We start from the raw sequence: 17,026 nt of genomic DNA on the forward strand, positions 1-17,026 counted from the left end.
CGGGCCCTCCGCCTCAAGCGATCAAAACAGATCGTGCTCGTAATCGCGGCCTTCGTCCTCGGCCGGAGAATACATGTTGATCTCCATGCCGCAGTTGACTTCTTTCAGTTTCGGGGCAGTCCAGGACATGCGTTTTCCTCCCATAGCTGTCTGGTTCACCTCATAGGCTATCGGTTGACCGGTCGGCGCGAAATGCTCCTTTGGTCGTAGCCATCGCTATGGGCAGGGTTTCGCGTAAGACCTTTGTCGAATGTCACAGGCGCGGGCACGCGCATACCCTGCGGATCATGGGAGGACGGTTTTTCAAATGCGCGCTACTGGTGCTTGGGCTGCTTTGCGCGCTACCGGCTTGGGCCGAACTGCTGACGCGCGAGGCCTTGGGCAACTATGTGCGCGCGCCTTATTCGGTGGGCGCGCCGCTGAATGACAAGGGGGTTTACAGCCTGCTCAATTCCGGTGGGGCCGAGGCCGGTTACGTGTTTGAAACCGAACCCCTGGCCCCCCTGCCCGGCTTTTCCGGCGCGCCGATCAACATGCTTGTAGTGCTGGACCTTGAGGGGCGGTTTATCGACGTGCAACTGATCGAGCATAACGAGCCGATCTTTGTCTCGGGGCTGGGCCAAGCGCCCTTTCATGCCTTTTTCGAACAATACGGCGGGCTGTCGATTTCCGATTCCATCGTCGTCGGCACCCCCTATGGTGACAGCGGCGGCGGCTCCTCGCTCAAGTACCTCGATGGGGTGACCAAGGCCACCGCCAGCGTCCGCATCGCACATGAATCTGTCATGGGCGCGGCCCTCGCCGTGGCGCGCGAAAAGATGCAAGGGCTGGCCAGCGGGCCACCGGCCTTCCCCGACCTCGCGCATGACGAGGCTCTGACATGGGCCGACCTGGTCGACCAAGGTATCGCCACGCATCATGTCGTGACCAACGCAGAGGTTAACGCGCTGTTTGACGGCACCCTGTGGGAGGATGACGACCCAGAGGCACAAGACGCCCCCGAAGAGGCCTATCTTGACCTTTGGGTGGTGGACATTGGCCCCCCCGCCATCGCCCGCGCCGCCCTCTCGCCGGACACCTTTCAAGAGCTGCAAAACTTCACCGAGATTTCCCCCGATGATGAACCGATCCTGCTGATTGAAACCGCCCGCCACGGGCTGGTCAGCGAGGATTTCGTGCGCAACACCGCGCCCGATTGGATCTCGGCCGAACAAGACGGGCTGCCCGTGGCCCTGCGCGATGCCGATCTTTTCGTGGAACTGGCCGAGGGCGCGCCCGATGAGGGCACCGCCATGATCCTGCGCACCGACCGCCGGCTTGGGTTCGACCCCTCGCGCGAGTGGGTGCTCAAGGTGCTGGCCACCCGCGAGCACGGCATGTTCCAGCCGCAAACAGGCTCTGTCACCCTTGATGTCCCGCACAGCACCCCCGAGCGGTTTTTTACCCGGCCCCAACACATCAAACCCGTGCCGCCATGGCGCGAGGCGCTGCGCAACCGGCAGGGTGATTTGATCGTGCTGGGCGTTTTCCTGACCGGGCTTGTGGCCCTGTTGGCCTTCGGCATGACCCGCTTTGCCGGGGCGCGGAACTTTACCCCCCTGCGCCTTGGTATCCTCGCCGTGGTCACCGGCTTTATCGGCTGGTGGGGTCAAGGGCAGCTTTCCATCGTTACCGTGCTGGGCGTGATCCGCACCGCCTGGGAGGGGGGCAGCTATGCCTTCCTGCTCTATGATCCCTTTTCCCTGCTGATCTGGGGTGTAACCATCGCGGGATTCATCGCTTGGGGTCGCGGGCTCTTTTGTGGCTGGCTTTGCCCCTTCGGCGCGCTTCAGGAATTCGCCCACCACGCGGGCCGCGCCCTGCGCCTGCCGCGGGTTGAACCCTCGCCCAAATGGGACAACCGATTGAAATACCTCAAATATGTGCTTTTGGCGGGGCTGGTGGCCGTGGTGTTCATCGCCCCGCAACAGGTCGACAAAGCCGCCGAGGTGGAACCCTTCAAAACCGCCATCACCACCTTTTTCATCCGCGAATGGTACTACGTGGCCTATGCGGCCTTCTGGCTGCTGCTCTCGATGGTCCTTTTCAAGGGCTTCTGCCGCTACCTCTGCCCGCTTGGGGCTTTCATGGCCATTGGCGGGCTGTTGCGTGGGCGCGACTGGATCGCACGGCGCACCGAATGCGGCTCGCCTTGCCAACTTTGCCGGGTAAAATGCAACTATGGCGCTATCAAGGACACAGGAGAAATCGACTATTCCGAATGTTTTCAATGCCTTGACTGCGTCGCCATCCATGACGACGCAAGCCGCTGTGTGCCCCTGGTTCTGAAGGCGCGCGGGCGCGGAACCGTCAAACCGGAGGTCGCCGCCGAATGATCTCCCGCCGTCGTTTCCTCGCCATTTCCGCCGCAGCACTTGCCCTACCCGCGCGGGCCGAGCCCGTGCGTTGGCAGGGCTATGCCATGGGGGCGGAGGTTTCCCTGACGCTGGAGGCCCCTGAGGCACAGGCGCGGGCCGCCTTGCGAGAGGTGCAGCACATCCTGCGCGAGATCGAGGCGCTCTTCAGTCTCTACGAGCCTTCTTCGCGCCTCTCACAGCTTAACGCCACCGGGCGGCTGGAGCGGCCCGCGGCGCGCTTCACCGAGCTTCTAGACCTCTGCGATCAGGCCCACCGCCTGACAAACGGACGCTTTGACCCCACGGTGCAACCGCTCTGGCAGGCCCTCGCACAAGGCAAAGACCCAGACCCGGCCCGCCGCTTGATCGGCTGGGACAGGGTGAGCATAGGCCTGCAGGCGATAACCCTCGCCCCCGGTCAAGCGCTGACCCTCAACGGCATCGCCCAAGGCTATGCCACCGATCTGGTCAGCGCGGCCTTGAAGCGCGCAGGGTTGCCCCGCGTCCTGGTCAATATCGGAGAATTCACGGGCTGGGGCCGCGATTGGCAGGTCGGCGTGGCCGACCCCACCCACGGGCTGGTCGCCCGCCAAAGCCTGAACACCCGCGCGCTGGCCACCTCAAGCCCGGGTGCGATGCCGCTGGGCCAGAACCAAAGCCACATCCTCGACCCCTTGGGCCAAGCCCCGCAATGGTCCACCGTCAGCGTCGAGGCCGACACGGCCTCAATCGCCGATGCGCTCTCCACCGCCTTCTGCCATGCAGGCCGCGATGAGATCAAAGCGACCCTGCGCGCCACCCCGGGCCACCCCAAGGCCCTCTGCGTCGCGCCAAGCGGAACACTCCACCGCTTTAGCGCCTGACCCTTCATCTTTCCCAAAATACTCCCGCCGGAGGCCTCCAACAGAGGCCACCAAACGCAGCCTCTGATCAACGCGTCACACCCGCCAAACGCGCGAGGGCCCGGGGTTTCCCCCGGGCCCGAGATATCAAGCGCGCGGCCCCGCCGGGGCCGCGTTCCTTTTGGTCACACCAATTTACGCCGCCTCAACGGCGCGCTTGGTCATTACCTTGACGATATGCGCGCGATAGTCGCCCGAGCCGTGCAGGTCACTGATCATGCCATCACCCGACAGGCTCAGGCCCTCAAGCGCCCCGGCGGAGAAATCCGACGTGAGCGCCGCTTCGGCCTCGGACCAGCGGAACACGCCCTCTTCCGAGGCTCCCGTCACCGCGACGCGCACGCCATCGGCGAACTTGGCCACGAAGACGCCCACAAGCGCAAAGCGCGAGGCGGGTTGCTCGAACTTCATGTAGGCGGCTTTTTCCGGCACCGGGAATTTCACCTCGGTGACGATCTCGCCTTCCTCAAGGGCCGTGGTGAACATGCCTTGGAAATAGTCATCCGCGGCAATCTCGCGCCGGTCGGTCGTGACCGTGGCACCCGAGGCCAGCACGGCGGCCGGGTAACAGGCCGCCGGGTCGTTATTGGCCACGCTGCCACCAATGGTGCCGCGATTGCGCACCGCCGGGTCGCCGATCTGCCCGGCCAGCGCGGCCAGCGCGGGGTATTTCCCCGCGCCTGCCGCCACCTCGGCATGGGTGGTGCTACCACCAATGCAAAGCCGGCCATCATCGTCCTCGCAAATGCCGCGCATCTCGTCGATACCCTTGAGGCTGACCAGCGCCGAAGGCATGGCAAGGCGTTGCTTCATGGTGGGGATCAGGGTTTGCCCCCCGCCCAGCGGCTGCGCATCCTCTTGTTTGAGGGCTGCGACCGCGTCTTTCACCGTCGAGGGTGTTTCGATATCGAAGTTATACATCGTTTCAGTCTCCCTTTCCGGATCAGCTGTTCATCGCGGCCCAGACACGCGCGGGCGTGACAGGCATGTCGATGTGTTCCACGTTGGTATAGCCGCCCCGGTGCAGGGCGTCGATCACCGCGTTGACCACCGCGGGAGGGGAGCCGATGGCCCCCGCCTCGCCACAGCCTTTCACACCCAAGGGGTTGTGCGTGCAGGGCGTCTGGCAGGAATGGTCGACGTCGAACATCGGCATGTCATCGGCGCGCGGCATGGTGTAATCCATGTAAGACGCGCTGATAAGCTGGCCGTTCTCGTCATAGGCGCAGTTTTCCATCAGGGCCTGCCCGATGCCTTGCGCCACGCCACCGTGGACCTGACCTTCGACGATCATCGGGTTGACCACGTTGCCGAAATCATCGGCAGCGGTGAAGCCCAGCACCTCGACCTTCCCGGTCTCAGGGTCCACTTCCACTTCGCAGACGTAAGCGCCCGACGGATAGGTGAAGTTCGACGGGTCATAGAAGGCGGTTTCCTCCAGCCCCGGTTCGATCTCTTCCAGCGGGTAGTTATGCGGCACATAAGCGGCCAGGGTCACATCGCCCCAAGCCACCGACTTATCGGTGCCCGCGACGCTGAATTGCCCGTCCTTCAACTCGATGTCGGACTCGGAGGCTTCCATCAGGTGGGCCGCGATCTTCTTGGCCTTGTTGATGATCTTCTCGGTCGCCCGCACCATGGCCGAGCCACCCACCGCGATGGAGCGCGAGCCATAGGTGCCCATGCCCATCGGCGTGTTGGCGGTGTCGCCATGTTCGATTTCGATCATGCCTTCATCAATGCCGATCATATCGGCCACCACCTGAGCAAAGGAGGTTTCATGCCCTTGCCCGTGGCTGTGCGATCCGGTCATCACGGTGATGCCGCCGGTGGCATTGACCCGCACGGTGGCGGATTCGTAAAGCCCAGCACGCGCGCCCAACTGCCCCACAAGGTTCGACGGCGCGATGCCGCAAGCCTCGATAAAGTGGGCAAGGCCATAACCGCGCAGCTTGCCGCGCGCCTTGGACTCTTCCGCGCGCTTCTCAAAGCCCGCGTAGTCGGTCATCTCCAGCGCTTTATCCAGCGTGGCGTGATAGTTGCCGGTGTCATAGGTCACGGCAACCGGCGTGTCATAGGGGAACTCCTCGGGTTTGATGAAGTTCTTGCGGCGCAGTTCTGCCGGGTCCACGCCCAGTTCCCGCGCGGCCTTGTCGATCACGCGTTCAAGTTGATAGGTCGCCTCGGGGCGGCCTGCGCCGCGATAGGCATCGACCGGCGTGGTGTTGGTAAAGACCGCCTTCACGTTCACGTAAATCACCGGCGTCTTGTAGTTGCCCGCCATCAGCGTGCCGTGCAGCCAAGTTGGGATCGAGGGTGCAAAGGTCGACAGATACGCGCCCATATTGGCGTAGGTGTCGGTGCGCACGGCGGTGAACATGTGGTTTTCATCGAGCGCCAGTTCGATCTTGGTCTTGTGGTCGCGGCCATGGGCGTCCGAGATGAAGGCCTCGGAGCGGGTCGAGGTCCATTTGACCGGACGGTTCACCACCTTCGAGGCGTGGGTCACGAAAGCCTCTTCGGCGTAGTGGTAGATTTTCGAGCCAAAACCGCCGCCCACATCGGGGGCCACAACCCGCAGCTTGTGCTCGGGGATCGACAGCACGAAGGCCCCCATCAAAAGCCGGATCACATGCGGGTTCTGCGAGGTGGTGTAAAGCGTGTATTCATCGCGCGCCCGGCTGTAATCGGCCACGGCAACGCGCGGCTCCATCGGGTTGGCGACAAGGCGGTTGTTGGTCAGCTCAAGGGTGACAACATGGGCGGCGTTCTTGATCGCCTCGTCCACGGCCTCCTTGTTTTCTTCCACGAAACCCCAGTCGTAGCAGAGGTTCGAGGTCAGTTCGTCATGCACCTTGGGCGCGTCCTCGGCGAGCGCCGCTTTCATGTCCAAGACCGGCTCAAGCTCTTCAATGTCGATCTCGACCGCTTCGGCGGCGTCGCGGGCTTGTTCCAGCGTTTCGGCCACGACACAGGCAATGGGGTCGCCCACGTGGCGCACCTTGCCTTCGGCCAGAATGGGGTGCTTGGGTTCCTGCATGGGTTGCCCGTGCCGGTCGGTCACTTGCCAGCCGCAGGGGATGCCGCCCGCACTTTCGAAATCGGCGGCGGTAAAGACCTTCAGCACGCCGTCCATCGCCTGCGCCGCGGATGTGTCGATGCTGTTGATCTTGCCATGGGCCACGTCCGAGCGGATGAACCACGCGTAGGTCTGGCCATTGACGTTGATGTCGTCGGTGTAATTGCCGGCCCCGGTCAGGAACCGGACGTCTTCGCGCCGCTTGCTGCTGGCGCCGATGCCTCCATCTTTGGGCATGTCTTTCCTCCTCAAAATCCATGATCGCGCCTTTGGGGCACCATAGCCCGCCGCGCGAAGAACGCCCCCGCAAGGGGCGCGTGATGAGCGTTACTCGGCGGCGACCGCAGGCACCTCTTGGCCGCTGGCGGCCAGGATCGCGCGGACGATGTTGTGATAGCCGGTGCAGCGACAGATATTCCCCTCAAGATACTCGCGCACCTCGGCCTCGGTCGGTGTGGGGTTATCGCGCAACAGGGCGGCGGCGGTCATCACCATGCCCGGGGTGCAGAACCCGCACTGAAGGCCGTGGTAATCCTGAAACGCCTGCTGGATCTTGTTCAGCGTGCCGTCAGGCGCGGACTGGCCTTCGATGGTGGCCACCTCGGCCCCTTCGCATTCGGCGGCGAACATGGTGCAGGCCTTCACGTCCTTGCCATCCACATGCACCACGCAGGCACCGCATTGGCTGGTGTCGCAGCCGACATGGGTGCCAGTGAGGCCCAGGTTCTCGCGCAGGAAACTGGACAGAAGCGTCCGGCCTTCCACCTCGCCGGTCCGGGTTTGCCCGTTGACCGTCATTGTTACTTTCATGGATTCTCCTCCCTTTTGATCCAATCAGCTGCTGAAGGCGCGCTTCAGCCAGCCCTTCTTTTTGCCTTCGCCCTCGGCATCCTCCGCTTCGGCGGTGTCGGCCTCGGCGCTGTCCTCGTCGCCCGGCCCTTCGACCGCGGTCTGGAAACGCTCGAAAAACTGGTCAGCCATCTTCTTGGCGAACCCGTCGATGATGCGGCTGCCCAATTGGGCCAGCTTGCCGCCCACCTTGGCCTCCACATCGTAACTCAGCTTGGTGCCCTCGGGCACCTCTTCGAGGCTAACATCGGCCCCGCCCTTGGCAAAGCCCGCAGCCCCGCCCTTGCCTTCGCCGGACAGGTGAAGGCGCTCGGGCTCGACCATCTCGGACAGGGTCACCTGACCTTTGAAGGTGGCTTTGACCGGGCCGACCTTTTGCACGACGACGGCCTCGAACCCCTCTTCGGGGCTGCCGGTCATTTCCTGACAGCCGGGCACACATTCCTTGAGTACATCCGCCGAAAGCAATGCGGCCCAGACCTCATCGCGAGGGGCGGCAATCACGCGGGAATCGGACAGTTTCATTGTCTTGTCTCCAATCTTTTCATGTCACGCTATGCGCTAACCCGCCTTCTGCCTAGTAAGACCTTGGTGTCGTCACCGGTATTTCGGCACCACGTGGGTCAGACCATAGCGGGTGAATATCTCTTCCATGCGACCATCCTGCATGGCCGAATAAATCGCGTCGTCCACGGCATAGCCCAGCGCACGATAGGCCATATGGACCGCGACGCCGCTGACCCATTTGCCGACGGCAAAGCCGGGCAAGGGCGGTGTGTGAATGTCCAACTCGTCGGTCAGGCCAAACTCAAGCTGCGCGCGCGGGCCCATGGCGGCCTTGACCTCGGCATTGGCGAGGGCCTGCATCGCGTCCTGTGTTGTGGGGAAGCGGCGGATATTGGCCCGCAACTGCCCGCCCGCCAATGCCGAGAGGTAGAAATCGGCAATCGAGTCGTTTTCCACCGCGACGGTATCGAAGCGGAAATAGGCCGGCACCGGAGGATCATCGGGGTAGGCATCCCGGCGAAAGGCAATCGCCACCTCTTCCTCGTGGTAGCGCCCGGTAAAGACCACCTGCTCCACCCGGCAGGCAAACTCGCTGTCATAGGGGATGTGCAGCATCACGTTGGCCACGCGTCCGCCCACGATGGGGCCTTTCCAGACCCAGTTGCGCAGATCGGCCTGCAGGTTTTCGCCTGCCGCCACCAGCCGGAAACGTGGCTCAACGCCCAGATCCTCGGCAATGAGGCGGCCAATCTCGATGTCCACGCCCTTGATCTTGCCGCCCTCTTCATAGGACCACGGCGCGAAATCCTCGTAGGCGGCAAACTCGATATAGCCCCGCTCGACAATGGTATCGAGGTCCGCCCCCACGATATCGCGGCTGGCGTTCTGGGGTTTGGGTTGGGGCACATAATCGGCGCAACGTGCCAGCGCGGCGCCGGCAAAGGCCACCGCCATGATCAGGGAGAGTAGGATCGCGCGCAGTGTCATGTGCCCCAGCCTGCCGCGTTATTGCGCGGCAGACAAGCCGATGGTCAGTTGCTCGGCGGCCTGGGTCACTTGCGGGTCATCCCCTTGCAACAGGATCGCCGCCCGCATCGCCACACTGTCGGCCACCGGCGCGCCCGAGGCGGTTTCGACCGCTTGCGCGATCTCGTCCAGCTCGGCGCGCAGTGCCTCGACGTCGCCGCCATCGCCCATGGCGTCAAGCTCATCGCGAATCTCTTTCAGACGGTCTGCGTGATCGTCCAGCGCGCCATCGTCGGGGCGGGTTTCGATATAGGTGCGGATTGCCCAGGCGGCCTTTTGGCCCAGAAGCTCACCAAAACCGGGCATCTTGGTGATGCCGTTTTGCGTATAGCCGTGGCGGAACCGCTCAATATACCATTCGTCACCGTATTCTTCCGCCTCAAGATAGCGCACGTCGGGGGCCAAACCGCCTGATACCGCGCCCAAACCATGACAGCGCGCGCAGTTCTGGTTGTAGCCCGAATCGCCAATTTCGATCGCCTTGGCCCAAACCTCTTCGCCCACCTTGTCGGCGCGATAGGGGTTTTCGATCAGCCATTCCTCACCCACGTCTGGCAGCGCGCTGGCGTCCACCGGTTGCGGGGCCGCGTCGCCATGGGCAAGGGCCATACCGCCCATCACGATCAATGCACTTGTGGTGCTCCAAGTCTTCAAGGGCATGGGGTTCCTCCTCCGTCATGCGTTTGGCCCGGTTGTAGCGCAGCGCATCCGCGCCCCGATATGCGACCTTGGTTGAAGGTGGCGGCAATCGGCCCGCAAAGGCACCAAGACCTTGGTCTAATACACCTTGGCGACCCCCCGCGCTTAACTGGCATGAACGGGAGGAGACACGCATGTTACGAAAGCTGCTAACGCTGGCCGCCGCGGCCTTTGCCTTGCCTGCATGGGCCGAGGTGGCGCTGCCGGTGACCTACCTGAAGCTGGAGGTGCCGCGCCCGCCGGTTTTGTCGAATCTTGATCCTGTGCCGGATGATTTGGGCGAAGCGGGCGCGCAGCTTGGCCTTGCCGACAATCAGACCACCGGCAAATTCCTTGGCCATGACTATAGCCTGACGGTGACCCGCGTGCCCGAAGGCGGTGATTGGCTGGCCGCCGCGCGCGCGGCGCTGGCCGAGTCGCCCTTCCTGATTCTCGATGCCCCCGCGCAGGCGCAACTGGAACTGGCCGATCTGCCCGAGGCGGAGGGTGCGGTGCTGTTCAATGCCACCGCCGCCGATGCCGCCCTGCGCGATGAGAGCTGCCGCGCCAACCTGCTGCATAGCCTGCCATCCGAGGCGATGCGCGCCGATGCGTTGATGCAATTTCTGGTCAAACGCCGCTGGACCGACCTTGTGATGATTGCGGGCGATCACCCCGGCGATAAGGCCTTTGCCGAGGCGATGCGCCGGTCGATCACCAAGTTCGGCCTGACGTTGAAGGCGGAGAAGACATGGGTATTTGACGCCGACATGCGCCGCAACGCCAGCCAAGAGGTGCCGCTTTTCACGCAAGACTTCGGTGATTACGACATGCTTCTGGTCGCCGACGAGTTGGGCGATTTCGGCCGCTACATCGCGTTCAACACTTGGCAAGCGCGGCCCGTGGCAGGCTCTGAAGGGTTGAAACCCGTGGCGTGGTCCTGGGTGGTCGAACAATGGGGCGCGGCGCAGATGCAGAATCGGTTCGAGGAGCTGGCAGGGCGCGATATGCGCTCGGAAGATTACGCAGCCTGGGCCGCGATCCGCAGCCTGGGCGAGGCCGTGACCCGCACCCAAAGCGCCGATGCGGCCACCCTGCGCGCCTATATCCTGTCGGATGATTTTGAGCTGGCCGGTTTCAAAGGCCGCAAGATGAGTTTCCGCAACTGGAACGGCCAATTGCGCCAGCCCATCCCGCTGGTCACCCCCCGCGCCGTGGTGGCCAAGGCCCCGCTTGAGGGGTTCCTGCATCAACGTACCGAATTGGACACGCTTGGCATCGACCAAGGCGAAACCAAATGCACCGCTTTTCAGGAGTAATGCCGATGAAACATGCCCTCGCCCTTGCCGCCACGCTTTGCGCCGCGCCCGCGCTGGCCGATGAAATCTGGGTCAGCAACGAAAAGGACGACACCCTGTCGGTGATCGACATCGAAACGCTTGAGGTCGTCCGCACCATCGAGGTGGGCGAACGGCCGCGCGGCATCACCTTTTCCAAGGATTATTCAGTGCTTTACATCTGCGCCTCGGACAGTGACGCGGTGCAGGTGATGGACCCTGAGACTGGCGAGATTTTGCATGATCTGCCCTCGGGCGAAGACCCCGAACAATTCGTGCTGCACCCCAACAACCGGCATCTTTACATCGCCAATGAGGATGACGCGATTACCACCGTGGTCGATACCGAAACGCGTGAGGTGATTGCCCAGATCGACGTAGGCATTGAACCCGAAGGCATGGCCGTGTCGCCCGATGGGAAAATCGCGATCACCACCAGTGAGACCACCAATATGGCGCATTGGATCGACACCGAAACGCGCGAGCTGTTCGCCAATACGCTGGTCGATTCCCGCCCCCGCCATGCCGAGTTTATCAAAGGCGGGAGTGAGCTTTGGGTGAGTTCGGAAATCGGCGGGACGATCACCGTCTTTGACGTGGCGACTCAAGCCGAGAAGGCCAAGATCAATTTCGACGTCAAAGGCGTACACCCCGACCGGGTGCAGCCGGTGGGATTCGAGTTTTCCGCCGAGGAGGCCACCGCCTTTGTCGCCCTTGGGCCATCCAACCACGTCGCCGCCGTGAACCCCGAAACCTATGAGGTGGAGGAATACATCCTTGTCGGGCGGCGCGTCTGGCACATGGAGTTCAACGCCGACCGCTCGCTTTTGTTCACCACCAACGGGGTGTCGGGCGATGTGACCGTGATCGACGTGGCAAGCCGCGAGCCGGTGAAAACCATCAAGGTCGGGCGCTTTCCTTGGGGCGCGGCCTTCCGCCCGTAACGCCCTCATCTGACACCGACGCAATACCGACAAAATACCGACGTTCTACAGACAGGAGAATTCACCATGTTTCGCCCCCTTCTCAGCGCCACGATTTTCGCCCTTGCCCTGCCCGCCGCAGGCCTTGCCGATGACGATGATGACGGCCCCAGCTTTGGCATGGCTGGTATCTTGTCTTCGGGCAATAAAGAAGACCTGCCGCCGGTGATCCTGTCCGCCGGGATGCCCCTGTCGGATGCGCCGTGGGAGTTGAAATCGGGCACTTATTACGAGTTTGAAATTCAGGGCGACGGAAGTCAGGAATTGGCCCTTGTGGGACCAGAGTTTTTCCGCGCCATCTGGATTGATGAAATGGTTGTCGAGGGGCTTGAGATCCGACCCCTGGGGTTGGATTCGGTTGAGTTTGACGAGGCGGGCGAGATGGAAATCGGCTTTGTCGCGATCAAGCCGGGCAGCTATTACATGAAAATCCCCGGCAGCACCGGGGAAACGCAGCGGTTGGAGATTACCATTAAGTGACAGGGCTTTACGTCCAGAACCTCAGCTATGCCTATGGCGCAAAACAGGCATTGCGGGATGTGACATTCGGGGTCGAGCCGGGGCAGTTTTGTGCCCTGCTCGGCCCCAATGGCGCGGGCAAGTCGACGCTGTTTTCACTGCTGACGCGGCTCTTCACCACGTCACAGGGGCGTATCGAAGTGGCGGGGTATGACATGTCCCGACACCCCCGCGCGGCGCTGGCGCGGATGGGGGTGGTGTTCCAGCAACCAACGCTTGATCTGGACCTGACGGTGCAGCGCAACCTGAGTTATTTCGCGGCGCTGCACGGGCTGTCCGGGCGGGACGCCGAAGCCCGGATTTCGGCGGCCCTTGAGCGGTTGAACATGGCCGAACGCGCAGGCGAACGGGCGCGTGATTTGAACGGCGGCCACCGCCGCCGCCTTGAGATTGCCCGCTGCCTGATCCACGACCCGGCGGTCCTGTTGCTGGACGAACCCACCGTCGGGCTGGACGCCGCCGCCCGCCGCGCGATCACCGATCACGTGCATGACCTGTCGCGCGAGGATGGGCTGACCGTGCTTTGGGCCACGCATTTGACGGATGAAATTTCCGATAGGGATCAAGTGGTTATCCTGCATCAGGGGGAGGTTTTGAAAGACGCGCCCTGCTATGAGGTGACCCAAGGCGCGCCGTTGCAGGATGTATTCCTAAGCCTCACCGGGGCGCCCGCATGAAGGCCGCGCTGACTGCCCTGCGCGCGATCGTGATCCGCGAGGCGCTGCGCTTTGTGCGGCAACGGTCGCGCTTTGTCGCGGCGCTGGTGCGGCCCTTGGTCTGGCTGGTGGTCTTTGCCGCAGGGTTTCGCGCCGCCCTTGGCCTGTCGATCACCCCGCCCTACCAGACCTATATCACCTATGAGATTTACATCGTGCCGGGGCTTTGTGGGATGATCTTGCTGTTCAATGGCATGCAAAGCTCCCTCAGTCTGGTTTATGACCGTGAGATGGGGTCGATGCGCCTGCTTTTGACAAGCCCCCTGCCCCGGTGGTGGCTCTTGATCTGTCGGCTGCTGGCCAGCACGGTGATTTCGGTTTTGCAGGTCTATACCTTCCTGATTGTGGCGGCCTTGTACGGCATCGATTTTCCGCTGATGGGATACCTTTACGCCCTGCCCGCCCTGATCGTGGGGGGCGTGATGCTGGGCGCGCTTGGGCTGGCTTTGTCGTCGACCATCAAGCAGTTGGAGAACTTCGCAGGCGTGATGAACTTCGTGATCTTCCCGATGTTCTTCCTGTCTTCGGCGCTTTATCCGCTTTGGAAAATGGCCGAAAGCTCGGTGCTTTTGCGTGATATTTGCGCGGCCAACCCTTTTACCGATGCGGTCGAGTTGATCCGCTTTGCGTTATACGGCGCGTTCAACGCGCCCGCCTTAGGGTGGACCGTTCTGGCCGGGGCGGTGTTCATCGGGCTGGCGCTTTGGGGGTATGACCCGGCGCGGGGCATGAAACGGCAGAAGGGCTGACCAAACCTACGACCATGCGGGCGGTGAAATGCGCGGACCTTTGCGTTATGGTCCTGCACGGAGGAGGCCCAAGATGTACCGTATCGCAACCGCGCTTTTGCTGACCAGCACCCTAGCCGTGACCGCCGAGACGCGCACGGTCGAGGATGATTACGGCACGCTGAACCCGCAAGACACCGGCTTTGGCCGGGTGATGAGCAATATCGACCAAGGCGTGGTGGATATGCCGACCTGTGCGACGGGCTATTACATCACCAAGTCGGGCCGCCACGGGGCCGCGCGGCAGTTGTTCGAAGCCTGCGCCGCCGCCGGATACACCGGGGCCATGACCTGGATGAGCCAGTTGGACAACAACGGGCTTGGGGGCGACTACAACCCCGATGCCGCCGCCGATTGGGACAAGCGCGCCGCCGATCTGGGCGACCCGGTGGGCAAGTTCAACTATGGGCTGGACCTGATGCGCGGCCATGGCGTGGCGCGCGACGAGGTATTGGGCCGCGCTTACGTGGATGCGGCGGCCAGGGATGGCCTGAAGATCGCCAAGCGCCTGCAAGGCGCGGGGTATGATCTGGATGAGGTCACGCCGGATGCGGACGATTGGAAATACGCGCCGCTTTTCTGAACATCTGTCGTCAGAAACTACGACCAAAGGATGAGGCGCAAAGACTGCTGCGCTTGACCTAGGTCAAGCACGCCCGGGGACGCCACGCGGTAAAATGGGGCCCTATTTTGGAGGATCCCATGAAACATGTCATTCACGCCCTGGGCCTTGCCCTTCTGGCCACTGGCACCGCCCCGGCCATGGCCGAAACCGCCTTTGACCAGATCAAGATCGAAGCGGGCGAAAAACTTTACGATGCCGAATGCCGCCGCTGCCACGCGCCGGATTCCGACCATGCAAGCTATGGCCCGCCGCTCAACAACGTGGTGGGGCGCGGGGCCGGAACCGTGGAAGGCTATGATTACTCGATCGCGCTGGAAGCCTCGGGGATTGTCTGGACGCCTGCCGCCCTGCGCGCGTGGATGGAGGATAACGACGGTTTCATGCCCGGCACCAAGATGCGCCATGTGGGGATCGAAGACCGCACCGTGCAGGATTTCATCCTTGCCTATCTGGACAGCATCACCACGCAGGACAATTCCGAGATATCCGACTAAGGTCTAATAGCTTGGCCAATGCCCGGTGCGTCCAAGGGCGCGCCGGGCTTTTTCATGCCTTAACCAAGCGTGATCGCCACCCAGGCTGCACCAGCGTAAGCCATTGTCATGGCAAGTGAAATTCGCGTCACGCGCATAGGTTTACGCTGCATGGGCCAAAGCCTTTCCTTGGGTCGATATCACGTAGTGTACCTTGAAAAGGGTGAATGCCGCCCTACGACCATTGTTCAATTTCGCGGTTCATCAACGCCCTGAATAATCGCTCGTAGCCATAGCTCCGGCCTCGTCGGGGATTCGGGCTAAGAGGACAAAAGTCTAGGGAGGACACCTATGAACCGGTTTATCATGGCCGCCGTGGCCGGGGTGCTGGCCACCAGCACGGCCCACGCGGACGTCACCGAAGAAGATCTGGCCAATGACCAGACCATCACGGATCAAATCGTGACCAACGGCATGGGGCGTCACCTGCAACGCTACAGCCCGCTCGACACGCTGAACAAAGACAATGTTGACAAACTGATGCCCGCCTGGGCCTTCAGCCTTGGTGGCGAAAAGCAGCGCGGGCAGGAAACCCAGCCGCTGATTTACGACGGGATGATGTATATCACCGGCTCGTATTCGCGGCTCTATGCCATCGACCTCAAAACCGGCAAGGAAGTCTGGCAATACGATGCCCGCCTGCCCGAAGGTATCCTGCCCTGCTGTGACGTGGTGAACCGTGGTGCTGCGATCTATGGCGACAAGATTTTCTTTGGCACGCTCGATGCACGGATCGTGGCGCTGGATTTGAAAACCGGCGATGTGGTCTGGCGTGACAAGATCGCCGATTACAAGGCGGGCTATTCCTATACCGCCGCGCCTTTGATCGTGGATGGCCTTGTGGTCACCGGCAACTCGGGCGGTGAGTTCGGGATCGTGGGTGAAGTTCAGGCGCGCGACGCCGACACCGGCGATATGGTCTGGACCCGCCCGGTGATCGAAGGGCACATGGGCACGCTCAATGGCGAAGAAAGCACCATGACCGGCACGCTGAATGCCACATGGCCGGGCGATATGTGGAAAACCGGTGGCGGGGCCACGTGGTTGGGCGGCTCTTACGACGCCGAAACCGATACGCTGGTCTTTGGTACCGGTAACCCGGCGCCTTGGAACAGCCACCTGCGCGGTGCGGGCAAACCCAGCGACGATGGCATGGGCGACAACCTTTACGCCGCCTCGCGTCTGGGCATCGACCCTGAGACCGGTGAGATCAAGTGGCACTTCCAAACCACCCCGCGCGAAGGCTGGGACTATGACGGCGTGAACGAGGTCGTGGCCTATGAGGACCGCGAGGGCAACAAGCGCTACGCCACCGCCGACCGGAACGGCTATTTCTATGTGCTGAACCGTGAAGACGGGGCCTTCGTCAGTGCCGCGCCCTTCGTGAAGGATATCACCTGGGCCGAAGGCATCGACGAGACCGGCCGCCCGATCTTTGCCGAGGACAACCGCCCCGGCGACCCGGCGGAGGCCGCCGATGGCAAGAAGGGTGAGGTTGTCTTCTCGGCCCCCGGTTTCCTTGGTGGCAAGAACTGGATGCCGATGGCCTATTCGCAGCGCACCGGCAATTTCTATGTACCTTCGAACGAATGGGGCATGGATATCTGGAACGAGCCGATCACCTACAAGAAGGGTGCCGCCTATCTGGGCTCGGGCTTTACCATCAAGCCGATGTATGAAGACCATATCGGCAGCCTCAAAGCGATCGACCCCGACACCGGCGAATGGAAGTGGGAATACAAGAACGACGCGCCGCTTTGGTCGGGCGTCATGACCACGGCAGGCGGCCTTGTGTTCTTTGGCACGCCCGAGGGCGAGTTCATCGCGCTGGATGACGAGACCGGCGAGAAGCTGTGGTCGTTCCAGACCGGCTCGGGCATCGTGGGTCAGCCTGTGACATGGGAACAGGATGGTGAGCAATATGTCTCGGTCATCTCGGGCTGGGGCGGTGCTGTGCCGCTCTGGGGTGGCGAAGTGGCCAAAAAGGTGAACTACCTCAACCAAGGTGGCTTGCTCTGGACCTTCAAACTGCCCAAGGAGCTGGCCTCGGCCAACTGATCCGCGTCACGCAGATTGCAAAGCCCCGCC

The 17,026-nt window shown here is 62.4% G+C and carries 17 protein-coding genes; 10 read left to right on the forward strand and 7 right to left on the reverse strand.

Annotation, left to right across the window (positions count from 1 at the left end):
- Nucleotides 1–21 precede the first annotated feature (21 nt).
- Nucleotides 22–129, reverse strand: a complete 108-nt coding sequence (gene pqqA / locus QZ498_RS05265) for a pyrroloquinoline quinone precursor peptide PqqA (protein WP_154149101.1) — start codon at nucleotides 127–129, stop codon at nucleotides 22–24.
- A gap of 89 nt (nucleotides 130–218) precedes the next feature.
- On the opposite strand from pqqA, the gene QZ498_RS05270 reads away from it, so the two are divergent.
- Both QZ498_RS05270 and QZ498_RS05275 read left to right on the forward strand, forming a co-directional pair.
- On the forward strand, nucleotides 219–2,375 hold the full coding sequence (locus QZ498_RS05270; RefSeq protein ID WP_294620684.1) for a 4Fe-4S binding protein: 2,157 nt from the start codon (nucleotides 219–221) through the stop codon (nucleotides 2,373–2,375).
- Complete coding sequence (locus tag QZ498_RS05275; protein ID WP_294620685.1) at nucleotides 2,372–3,259, forward strand: FAD:protein FMN transferase; 888 nt, start codon at nucleotides 2,372–2,374, stop codon at nucleotides 3,257–3,259. Before QZ498_RS05270 ends, QZ498_RS05275 begins: the two co-directional genes overlap by 4 nt.
- A gap of 174 nt (nucleotides 3,260–3,433) precedes the next feature.
- Here QZ498_RS05275 and QZ498_RS05280 read toward each other — a convergent pair whose 3' ends face one another.
- The 6 genes from QZ498_RS05280 to pedF form a co-directional block, all read right to left on the reverse strand.
- The gene (locus QZ498_RS05280) at nucleotides 3,434–4,219 is read right to left on the reverse strand and encodes a xanthine dehydrogenase family protein subunit M (RefSeq protein ID WP_294620686.1); all 786 of its coding nucleotides are present in this window, start codon (nucleotides 4,217–4,219) and stop codon (nucleotides 3,434–3,436) included.
- 22 nt (nucleotides 4,220–4,241) lie between these two features.
- Complete coding sequence (locus tag QZ498_RS05285; RefSeq protein WP_294620687.1) at nucleotides 4,242–6,614, reverse strand: xanthine dehydrogenase family protein molybdopterin-binding subunit; 2,373 nt, start codon at nucleotides 6,612–6,614, stop codon at nucleotides 4,242–4,244.
- Nucleotides 6,615–6,704: 90 nt separating this feature from the next.
- On the reverse strand, nucleotides 6,705–7,187 hold the full coding sequence (locus QZ498_RS05290; protein ID WP_294620688.1) for a (2Fe-2S)-binding protein: 483 nt from the start codon (nucleotides 7,185–7,187) through the stop codon (nucleotides 6,705–6,707).
- A gap of 24 nt (nucleotides 7,188–7,211) precedes the next feature.
- The gene (locus QZ498_RS05295) at nucleotides 7,212–7,751 is read right to left on the reverse strand and encodes a CoxG family protein (RefSeq protein WP_294620689.1); all 540 of its coding nucleotides are present in this window, start codon (nucleotides 7,749–7,751) and stop codon (nucleotides 7,212–7,214) included.
- A gap of 72 nt (nucleotides 7,752–7,823) precedes the next feature.
- Nucleotides 7,824–8,720, reverse strand: coding sequence for an ABC transporter substrate-binding protein (locus QZ498_RS05300; protein ID WP_294620690.1), 897 nt, complete (start codon nucleotides 8,718–8,720; stop codon nucleotides 7,824–7,826).
- A gap of 18 nt (nucleotides 8,721–8,738) precedes the next feature.
- Nucleotides 8,739–9,419 (reverse strand): cytochrome c-550 PedF, encoded by a 681-nt coding sequence (pedF, locus tag QZ498_RS05305; RefSeq protein WP_294620691.1) that lies wholly within the window; start codon nucleotides 9,417–9,419, stop codon nucleotides 8,739–8,741.
- A gap of 173 nt (nucleotides 9,420–9,592) precedes the next feature.
- Here pedF and QZ498_RS05310 point away from each other — a divergent pair, with 173 nt between their 5' ends.
- From QZ498_RS05310 to QZ498_RS05345, 8 genes are all read left to right on the forward strand, one after another.
- Nucleotides 9,593–10,756: an ABC transporter substrate-binding protein gene (locus QZ498_RS05310; protein ID WP_294620692.1), complete on the forward strand. Its 1,164-nt coding sequence runs from the start codon at nucleotides 9,593–9,595 to the stop codon at nucleotides 10,754–10,756.
- A 5-nt stretch (nucleotides 10,757–10,761) separates the two neighbouring features.
- The gene (locus tag QZ498_RS05315; protein ID WP_294620693.1) at nucleotides 10,762–11,718 is read left to right on the forward strand and encodes a YVTN family beta-propeller repeat protein; all 957 of its coding nucleotides are present in this window, start codon (nucleotides 10,762–10,764) and stop codon (nucleotides 11,716–11,718) included.
- Between the two features lie 66 nt (nucleotides 11,719–11,784).
- Entirely contained in the window at nucleotides 11,785–12,237 is a 453-nt protein-coding gene (locus QZ498_RS05320; RefSeq protein WP_294620694.1) for a hypothetical protein, read from the forward strand.
- A complete protein-coding gene (locus tag QZ498_RS05325) occupies nucleotides 12,234–12,953 on the forward strand; it encodes an ABC transporter ATP-binding protein (RefSeq protein WP_294620695.1) in 720 nt (239 codons plus the stop codon). The genes QZ498_RS05320 and QZ498_RS05325 overlap by 4 nt, the downstream gene beginning before the upstream one ends.
- Entirely contained in the window at nucleotides 12,950–13,741 is a 792-nt protein-coding gene (locus QZ498_RS05330; protein ID WP_294620696.1) for an ABC transporter permease, read from the forward strand. The genes QZ498_RS05325 and QZ498_RS05330 overlap by 4 nt, the downstream gene beginning before the upstream one ends.
- A gap of 73 nt (nucleotides 13,742–13,814) precedes the next feature.
- A complete protein-coding gene (locus QZ498_RS05335; protein WP_294620697.1) occupies nucleotides 13,815–14,363 on the forward strand; it encodes a sel1 repeat family protein in 549 nt (182 codons plus the stop codon).
- A 119-nt stretch (nucleotides 14,364–14,482) separates the two neighbouring features.
- Nucleotides 14,483–14,899, forward strand: a complete 417-nt coding sequence (locus QZ498_RS05340; RefSeq protein WP_294620698.1) for a c-type cytochrome — start codon at nucleotides 14,483–14,485, stop codon at nucleotides 14,897–14,899.
- A gap of 330 nt (nucleotides 14,900–15,229) precedes the next feature.
- Entirely contained in the window at nucleotides 15,230–16,996 is a 1,767-nt protein-coding gene (locus QZ498_RS05345; RefSeq protein ID WP_294620699.1) for a PQQ-dependent methanol/ethanol family dehydrogenase, read from the forward strand.
- The last annotated feature ends 30 nt before the right edge of the window (nucleotides 16,997–17,026 follow it).

Source organism: uncultured Roseovarius sp., assembly GCF_913057115.1.
GTDB lineage: Bacteria > Pseudomonadota > Alphaproteobacteria > Rhodobacterales > Rhodobacteraceae > Roseovarius.